Source organism: Pedobacter sp. Leaf216 (genome assembly GCF_001421515.1).
Classification (GTDB): domain Bacteria; phylum Bacteroidota; class Bacteroidia; order Sphingobacteriales; family Sphingobacteriaceae; genus Pedobacter.
Genome location: NZ_LMKM01000028.1, coordinates 1 through 7,471 on the forward strand (window position 1 = coordinate 1; position 7,471 = coordinate 7,471).

The window sequence follows — 7,471 nt, forward strand, 5'->3', positions numbered from 1 at the left end:
GTCAGGTACGGGACGTTTTTATCTTTTGCTGTTTCACGGGACTTGCTTATTCTGACATAGAAAAGCTGAGCTTATCTAATATTAAAACAGGTTTAGATGGCAAAAAATGGGTTTATATTAACAGAACCAAGACGGGAACGCGTTCTGCTGTTCCCTTATTGACTCCTGCAATCGCAGTATTGGAGAGATATAGCGACCATCCTTATTGCATCACCAAAGACAGAGCATTGCCAGTCTCGAGCAACCAGAAGATGAATGAGTATCTAAAAGAAATTGCTACTGTGTGCGAAATTGATAAACCCTTAAGCTCACATATTGCAAGGCATACATTCGCTACCACCGTTACCCTTCTTAATTTCTGGAAAGAATCCTCCANTTATTCATGTTCCCGAAGGTGAATACACCAGTGGTGGTAATGGCCAACGATGCAGATGGTCCTTGCACCAATAAATCAACCAGTTGCTGCTGATCTCTTCCCCTTAAATACTTTCGATCATCCCTATTGCATCACCAAAGACAGAGCATTGCCAGTCTCGAGCAACCAGAAGATGAATGAGTATCTAAAAGAAATTGCTACTGTGTGCGAAATTGATAAACCCTTAAGCTCACATATTGCGAGGCATACATTTGCTACTACTGTTACCCTTCTTAATGGGGTGCCAATGGAAAGCGTATCGAAGATGCTTGGACATACCAATATCAGGACTACACAGATATATGCAAAGGTATTGGATATCAAGGTAAGTGCAGATATGGCGATTCTAAATGATAAATATAATTAAGTAAACAACCATCAGTTGACAAATATTTAAAAATATTAGGCATTAACTTCTGTTTTGGTTAAGTTTGTATGATGTTAAAAGAATTGAATAAAAGAGTAATCGTTGTACACTGGAAGAGATTTGCCAGTACGGACATCGACGTGTTTTCAAGTCTAAAGGGATTTTGCGACAGCTACCCCGTTTATAATTATCATACATTGAACAACTATCTTTCCAAAAAGAAGGTTCCGTTCGAAAATGACGAAATCAAAATCGAAAGACAGCCACTCATACAGAAAGTAAGAAGACCAGACCTTCCAAAGGTATTGTTCTGGGACTTTGATTTTGACAAACTTGACTGGAACAGAAGTTATAGAACCGTTATGGAACGAGTGCTTGATAAAGGCAACCCCAAGGATTGGGAGGAGATGATCAGGTTTTACGGGAGAGAAAATGTGGTAAATGCCCTTAAAAAAGACATTAGATATCTTTCCGACATAACCATGGAAGCCGTTTGCGAATATTTTCAGTTGCGCAGAGAAAAACTCAGATGTTACACAAAGAAACAGTTAAACCAGGGACACTGGATCTAATTCAGGCGCTGATTAAAGACAATCAGCTCAATTCTTTTTACCTTGTAGGCGGCACCGCACTATCTTTGAGGATTGGGCATAGGGAATCCATAGACATTGATTTGTTCAGCTCTTCGGATTTTGATGGAAACGAACTAGCCGAACACTTACGAAATAAATACGGCGCAGACGTAAAACGCAATAAGGAAAATTATGTCAGTGGAAGTATTGGCGAAGTGGATTTTGATTTTATTTCGCACAAATATCCATCCATTAAACCGATTGAAAATATAGAGGGAATTAGGATGATGTCCAATCAGGACATATCGGCCATGAAGATAAACGCAATCGTTAATAGCGGACAGCGCATCAAGGATTTTATCGATATACACTATCTTTTGAAGGAGATGCAATTGGATGAAATAATTGGTTTCTACTGTCAGAAATATCCAAATGTAGATCCTAACACCGCCAAGTCTTCTTTAATGTACCATAGTGATATCGATTTCAACGTTCCAGTAAAACTGATGGATGGAAAACTAAAATGGCAGGATGTTCAGGATAGTATAGTAAAAGCAGTACGGGAATATACCCGTATTCAGGAAATCAAAGAGCTGAACAATAAGTTGAAAGAAACAAGGAACGACAATAAAAATGAACGAGGCAGAGGAATGGGTCGTTAGGTTAGAGAATTCACTAATCTAATCATTTCGGCAAACCACCGTCCTAAAAGCAATCGCATTTTCATTACAAGGCTCAGCAGGAAAAATACTTCTACAACTTCACTAGCGACGAAGATTTTTTCTAGCAAATCCTAAGGGCTTGCTGTTGGCACAAAGGGATTCTCCAATGGTTATCACAATTTGTGATAACCTGCCATCAATGTGACTATTTAACTCATCCGAATATTTGCATCACTTATGAATATGATTGCTGATAACAACTAAAGTCGTCTGGGGATAGAAAAGAAAAAGCTGAAAAACTATTGTTTTTTAAGAACTGTTAGCGTTAAAGGAGCCACCTGTTGCTAAACGAAAGTGGATCAGGTTCAAACCGGATGAACTGTAGTACATAGAGGCGGAATTGCATTTCCGTATATACCATAGTGAAAACCGCGGGGTGGTGAAGTGGGTTTTCACAGGCCGAAAATGCGGGAGGGCCGGCTCTCACAATAGTAGATTAAAACAATTTAATTATAACAGAAAGCGACTCCCTGATGATCTTGCTTTCTGTTATTTATTCATCTATTTTGTTTCTGTCGGGTTACTATAAAAGAAAAGTTCAGGAAGCTGATCATTTGGTTACAAAAGAAAAGCATATGCTTTAATTCCTCCCCTTCTGGAGATTCCGCTTCCAAATGCACCCAACCCTGATAAAGTTCCCATAAGTTTGCCCTTGCCTCATGTAGCGGAAAATTCACAAAAAAATAATCCATCTCCGAATCTGCATTCTCAATATCTTCATCAGAAAGCCCTAAAGGTTGATAATCGAGTAGTTTTTTAATCTCTTCCATGTCTGTGTTTATATTTAATTTCAAGCTCATAGTGTTTTTTGATTTCCTCTACATAAGGTTTGAAATGTTCCTTATAATAACCTTTGGGAACCTGAATCTTGAAGTTTTTGCGACTAAAAAACAGAACTACCCTAGAATCCGGTTCACATTCTAAAAGATACCAAACGGTGGGATTTGAAGACGAACCGATGAAAAACATGGCAATCCTATCTTCGCAAAAATGAAAGACCTTTCCTTTCACCTTGAACCTCAACTTAAGTTCGTAATAATCACCCTTATCACTAAGTAAAAAATTTAAAAGCGGTACTTCAACGGAGAATCTGGCAACCTGCATATCCTTTTTCATAGGTCTCTTCTGAATATTTCTCATCCCATAGGTAAACAGGTAATGTGTAAATGGCTGCGTCGATAGCATTGGGAGTGCTTTATTGAATAGTTCAAAAATCTTCCTCTTATTGCTGAAATTGAGATCGTCTATTTCGTCAGACCGTTCATCACTGTCTCCGTATTCCCTAAACTGAATCCTTGCAATTTTCTTCATTTCATAGCAGATGCTGTTCAGCTCAGTTTGATTTTCGGACAGTTCAGATTGTTCAATACTATCGTCTTCTTCAAAAAGAAACCCAGTGAAAGATTTTACAGTCTTATTATCTGCATTTAAGGAAAAGCTATACGGTATCAGAAATGGATAATGGTTGGAATGGAACCTGACAGGATCGGTATTTGCAAGGCAATAACCAATAAGGTACTCCGGGTTTAATGTAGCTAATACATCATTTACATTCTTTCTTTCCAATACCTTCCGTTCGGATATATGCAGGAAATAATCATCTGGCCTGAAAAAACCCTTAAATTCTTTTTTAAGCCTGATGTCCACACCATACCTATCACAGATTACTTCAAGATATCTGGATCTTCCTGTTGCTTCATTAAAACATTCCGGCCAATAATATTGCTGAAAGTCATGATATTCATTCCATAACATTGCCCTCAATGTACGGTAGGCATATCTCCCTAGATAATTTTCATCCGTATCAATATTGCAGCTTACCAATAAATGATCGTATTCGACCTTTAGGTAAACTTTTACCGGCGGCTCATTTTCGAGCTTTACCCTAATTGTCAATATCCCTTTCTTGAATGAAAGTACCTTTCTTTCAACCATATGATATGGACGGTTCCCGGCTCGAAGTTCTGTATGTGAATCCAAAACATTTAACCTCAATATTCGGGTCTTGTTTTCAAAAGGAAGTTTAAAGAACTGGGATTTAGGTTTTCCGGCAAGCATCATTTCATCAGCCATTATCAGTTCCTCCTTTCTCTGCTTCCGCCTCTTCACATTCGGCAGTTAAAAGATTGGTCTTCTTGTCGCAAAGACCTTTGGCGAGAATTAAAAATTGATGAACCAGGCTATAGAGTTTATCAGCATCGCCCATCTCGACATTGAAATTGTCTTTATACCTGGCATGGCTGTAACTATTCATGAGCTTCTCAAAAAGCCTTCTGTTTTCTGGCGTTCCTAGCAAAAGCGATCTCGGCTGCTCCGAGAAACATGCGCAGATGTCCAGTAGCCTGCCCAAATGATGAATATCCGACCTGTAAGCCATGAAAACCCTGATCATCGCAATGCAGGACTGCTCAATAACCTGGTGAAGCATAAAAACGCACACATTGAACTTTTCATTACTGAAACATTCTCCCGCTCCGTCCAAAAATCCCTCCGCCATTGGAATCCTATGGTATAGATGCTTACGGGCTTTTTCAAGAGATATCTTTTTATCAAGAATGTATTCAGGAAACAGATTCAGCGTACCATCATGACTGTATAGCTGAATGCCGGAATTAAACACTGTTATAAAAAATCTGTTGTTACCTGCAATAGCTGTATTGACGCTCTCTAGGCTATGGACAAGGACCGTGATTTTGCCATGGTTAAAGTGCGTATTTACAAAATCCTGAACGCCATGCTCAATTCTTGTTGTGCCCTCAATTACCATTAATAAGTAATAGTGAAAATTGCTGCTCGTCTGTTGTGGCGAGAAGGAAGTACGAGAATTCTTTATGGAACTTATTTCACCGAACTTAAGAATATGCAAGGGCGTGAACCGCTCTGCAAGTTCCTTAACAAAATTGGAGAACAACTCTTGCCGGCCCTCCACTGGCTTTAATGATTTCTTTTTCATATCTTCATGATTATTACGAGAACCAATTTCGATTAGAAAAAGCACGTACCGAACCATTGCTGATTGTAAAATACAAGCACAGAGTTGTTTTTAACTGTCGGAAATTTTTAAATATATTTGGACATGGAAACCTCAGGAAAAACGAATAAAATGCATCTTGGCAGAAAAATAAGCCGTATCCGTGAACTGCGTGGAATGAAACAGGAAGTGCTTGCTACAGAACTTGGCATAAGCCAGCAGGCCATTAGCAAACTGGAACAAAGTGAGGAAATTGAAGAATCTACACTAGAGAAAGTCGCAAAAGCATTAGGAGTAACTGCTGAAGGCATCAAACATTTTACTGAAGAGACAATTTTTAACAACATCAATAATTTTCATGATAATTCAATTCAGAATAATTTCAATCCTATTGAAAAAATAGTTGAACTGTATGAACGTTTGTTGGCGAGCGAAAAAGAAAAAAATGAGCTTCTGAAAAAGCTGTAGTTGAATGCATTCATCCTCTTATTAACTACCCAAATATTGAGTTCTCACTTCGTTGGCTAAAATATAAACGAAGTCCGATAATGGATGTTGAATTTCGTAGACAACATTTCGCTATCAAACTACCATTATAAAAAAACCACCGTTATTTGATAATTTTTTGTTGGGACATGCTAAATAAATGCAATAATGTAAAAGATATCTATTTTAGCATATTCGGAGTCAAACCATTACCTAATTACATTTTCAAATAAAAAGTATATTATTACATTCGAAAAATTACCTAGATATCATTAAATCTTCAACTTTTATGAATATTTTTTTTAAAGACCTATCTAAAGCTACTACTTTTTTTCTCTTTTTTCCAGTTATGCTTTTCGCCCAGAATAATAATATCCCAGCAGCGATAGATAGCAACTTAATTCCTTTAAAATCTGTTGAAGTCTCAAACGACGCATCAGATTTGAAACCTTTAAAAGCGAAAATTGAGGACAAGCGAATCTTTCTTATGGGAGAGGCCACACATGGAACACACGAGTTTTTCACAACCAAGCAGCGACTTGTCCAGTTGCTAGTAACTGAATTAAATTATAAAGTTTTTGTTATAGAGGCGGATATGGCAGGAGCTGAATACATGAACGATTATATAGGATCTGGAAAGGGGACTGCTAAGAACGCTCTTGAAAAAATGGCAATTGGAGTGTGGATGAATAGGGATTTTATCAATCTTATCGAATGGATGAAGTCATATAATGAGGATAAGAAAGAAGAAGATAAAATCAAATTTTTTGGGTGTGACATGCAATTTGCTGTAAATAATGGTAAAATTTTGTTAGATGGAATTATAAAACTTGCAGAACCAATCAGTGAAAAAGCCAAATTGGGCTTAGAGGTTCTTACAAAATATAATTATGGAAAAATAGAAAATTCGGAATTACCGAATTTAGCAAAACTGGAGGCCGAATTGAAAAATGCAGTTATTGAGGAAAAAGATCCTAATCTTTTAGCGAAATATCAGAGATATATAAAGGGGATATTACAGACCTTAGAGTACTCAAAAGCAAAATATCTGTATGACAAAGACGTCATCAGGGACAAAAGCATGGCCGAAAATGTAGTGTGGATCTACGAGCAACAAGGCATGAGTAAAATGATAGTATGGGCTCATAATTTTCATGTATCGAAAGACTTTACGATGAACAAGAACCTTCCGATGGGATATTATATATCTTCAAAATTCCCAAAAGAGACATATGTTATGGGATTCACCTTTAACAGTGGAAGTTTTAGGGCTTTTAACACACAAACAAATAAATACGGAGAATGTATTGTAACTCCTGTCACAAACAAAAATTCGGTTGAAACTTTTTTTTCTAAATGTTCTGCTCCGAACTTCATACTGGATTTCAACAGTTCAAAGAATAATATTCTAATAAACAACTTTCTAAATCAACAACTGTATTCAAGAGGTATTGGGGGAGCTTATGACCCAAAGAAACAATTAGATGGTCAGGGTGGAGCCTATCAAAAGCTTATAAAAATGTATGATGGGATTATATTCATTAATGCAACCACAATGACTTTTCCCTTATAGTTCTCCAACTAAGTGGGCATTTTTACTGATATTCTCCAAAGCGTATCGCTAATCATTATTAATATTCCCTCGTTTTTTTGAAAGTGTTTAGACTTTGCTCTCTTTTACAATTTTAATGTATCGATAGCAGGTAGCGATGGGTATCTGTAGCCTTTTGGATATTTCCAAAATGGAATATTTCCCCGTATCATGAAGATCCAAAGCAGTCATTGCCAACTGAAGCTTTTCAGGAGATAAGCCTGAAGGACGGCCTCCCTTTTTACCTCTGGATATTCCGACCCATACTACACCACCCATTCCGAGGCATAGTGCACCAGTCATTCCGAGCCAAAGTACACCAGTTTTTGTTTGAGGTAATAAAATAT

Annotated in this window: 8 protein-coding genes and 2 pseudogenes; 6 read left to right on the forward strand and 4 right to left on the reverse strand. The window is 37.4% G+C overall.

The window, feature by feature from the left end:
• Nucleotides 1–20 precede the first annotated feature (20 nt).
• From ASE74_RS18180 to ASE74_RS18195, 4 genes and pseudogenes are all read left to right on the forward strand, one after another.
• Nucleotides 21–375, forward strand: a 355-nt coding sequence (locus ASE74_RS18180) for a site-specific integrase (RefSeq protein WP_255352053.1), incomplete at its 3' end; no start/stop codon positions are given.
• A 116-nt stretch (nt 376–491) separates the two neighbouring features.
• Nucleotides 492–782 (forward strand): annotated as a pseudogene (locus ASE74_RS18185) (tyrosine-type recombinase/integrase); the annotation flags it as partial.
• Nucleotides 783–850: 68 nt separating this feature from the next.
• The gene (locus ASE74_RS18190; protein ID WP_157255476.1) at nt 851–1,354 is read left to right on the forward strand and encodes a hypothetical protein; all 504 of its coding nucleotides are present in this window, start codon (nt 851–853) and stop codon (nt 1,352–1,354) included.
• Nucleotides 1,312–2,016 (forward strand): nucleotidyl transferase AbiEii/AbiGii toxin family protein, encoded by a 705-nt coding sequence (locus ASE74_RS18195; protein WP_055912157.1) that lies wholly within the window; start codon nt 1,312–1,314, stop codon nt 2,014–2,016. The genes ASE74_RS18190 and ASE74_RS18195 overlap by 43 nt, the downstream gene beginning before the upstream one ends.
• A gap of 557 nt (nt 2,017–2,573) precedes the next feature.
• Here the strand turns inward: ASE74_RS18195 and ASE74_RS18200 are convergent.
• Genes ASE74_RS18200 through ASE74_RS18210 form a run of 3 tightly spaced genes read right to left on the reverse strand, consistent with a single transcriptional unit; the run spans nt 2,574 to nt 5,029 of the window.
• Nucleotides 2,574–2,846, reverse strand: coding sequence for a hypothetical protein (locus tag ASE74_RS18200; RefSeq protein WP_055912159.1), 273 nt, complete (start codon nt 2,844–2,846; stop codon nt 2,574–2,576).
• Complete coding sequence (locus tag ASE74_RS18205; RefSeq protein WP_055912161.1) at nt 2,833–4,185, reverse strand: hypothetical protein; 1,353 nt, start codon at nt 4,183–4,185, stop codon at nt 2,833–2,835. Before ASE74_RS18205 ends, ASE74_RS18200 begins: the two co-directional genes overlap by 14 nt.
• The gene (locus tag ASE74_RS18210; RefSeq protein ID WP_162235825.1) at nt 4,142–5,029 is read right to left on the reverse strand and encodes a HEPN domain-containing protein; all 888 of its coding nucleotides are present in this window, start codon (nt 5,027–5,029) and stop codon (nt 4,142–4,144) included. Before ASE74_RS18210 ends, ASE74_RS18205 begins: the two co-directional genes overlap by 44 nt.
• A 123-nt stretch (nt 5,030–5,152) precedes the next feature.
• Here ASE74_RS18210 and ASE74_RS18215 point away from each other — a divergent pair, with 123 nt between their 5' ends.
• The gene (locus tag ASE74_RS18215; protein ID WP_055912165.1) at nt 5,153–5,515 is read left to right on the forward strand and encodes a helix-turn-helix domain-containing protein; all 363 of its coding nucleotides are present in this window, start codon (nt 5,153–5,155) and stop codon (nt 5,513–5,515) included.
• Between the two features lie 307 nt (nt 5,516–5,822).
• Complete coding sequence (locus tag ASE74_RS18220; protein WP_055912167.1) at nt 5,823–7,106, forward strand: erythromycin esterase family protein; 1,284 nt, start codon at nt 5,823–5,825, stop codon at nt 7,104–7,106.
• Between the two features lie 87 nt (nt 7,107–7,193).
• Here ASE74_RS18220 and ASE74_RS24935 read toward each other — a convergent pair.
• A pseudogene (locus tag ASE74_RS24935) lies at nt 7,194–7,471 on the reverse strand (hypothetical protein); the annotation flags it as partial.

Excerpts from the sequence above, each read along its gene's own strand:
- ASE74_RS18190 (WP_157255476.1), top strand. The coding sequence starts at position 851 with ATGATGTTAAAAGAATTGAATAAAAGAGTAATCGTTGTACACTGGAAG.
- ASE74_RS18195 (WP_055912157.1), top strand. The coding sequence starts at position 1,312 with ATGTTACACAAAGAAACAGTTAAACCAGGGACACTGGATCTAATTCAG.
- ASE74_RS18200 (WP_055912159.1), bottom strand. The coding sequence starts at position 2,846 with ATGGAAGAGATTAAAAAACTACTCGATTATCAACCTTTAGGGCTTTCT.
- ASE74_RS18210 (WP_162235825.1), bottom strand. The coding sequence starts at position 5,029 with ATGAAAAAGAAATCATTAAAGCCAGTGGAGGGCCGGCAAGAGTTGTTC.
- ASE74_RS18215 (WP_055912165.1), top strand. The coding sequence starts at position 5,153 with ATGGAAACCTCAGGAAAAACGAATAAAATGCATCTTGGCAGAAAAATA.
- ASE74_RS18220 (WP_055912167.1), top strand. The coding sequence starts at position 5,823 with ATGAATATTTTTTTTAAAGACCTATCTAAAGCTACTACTTTTTTTCTC.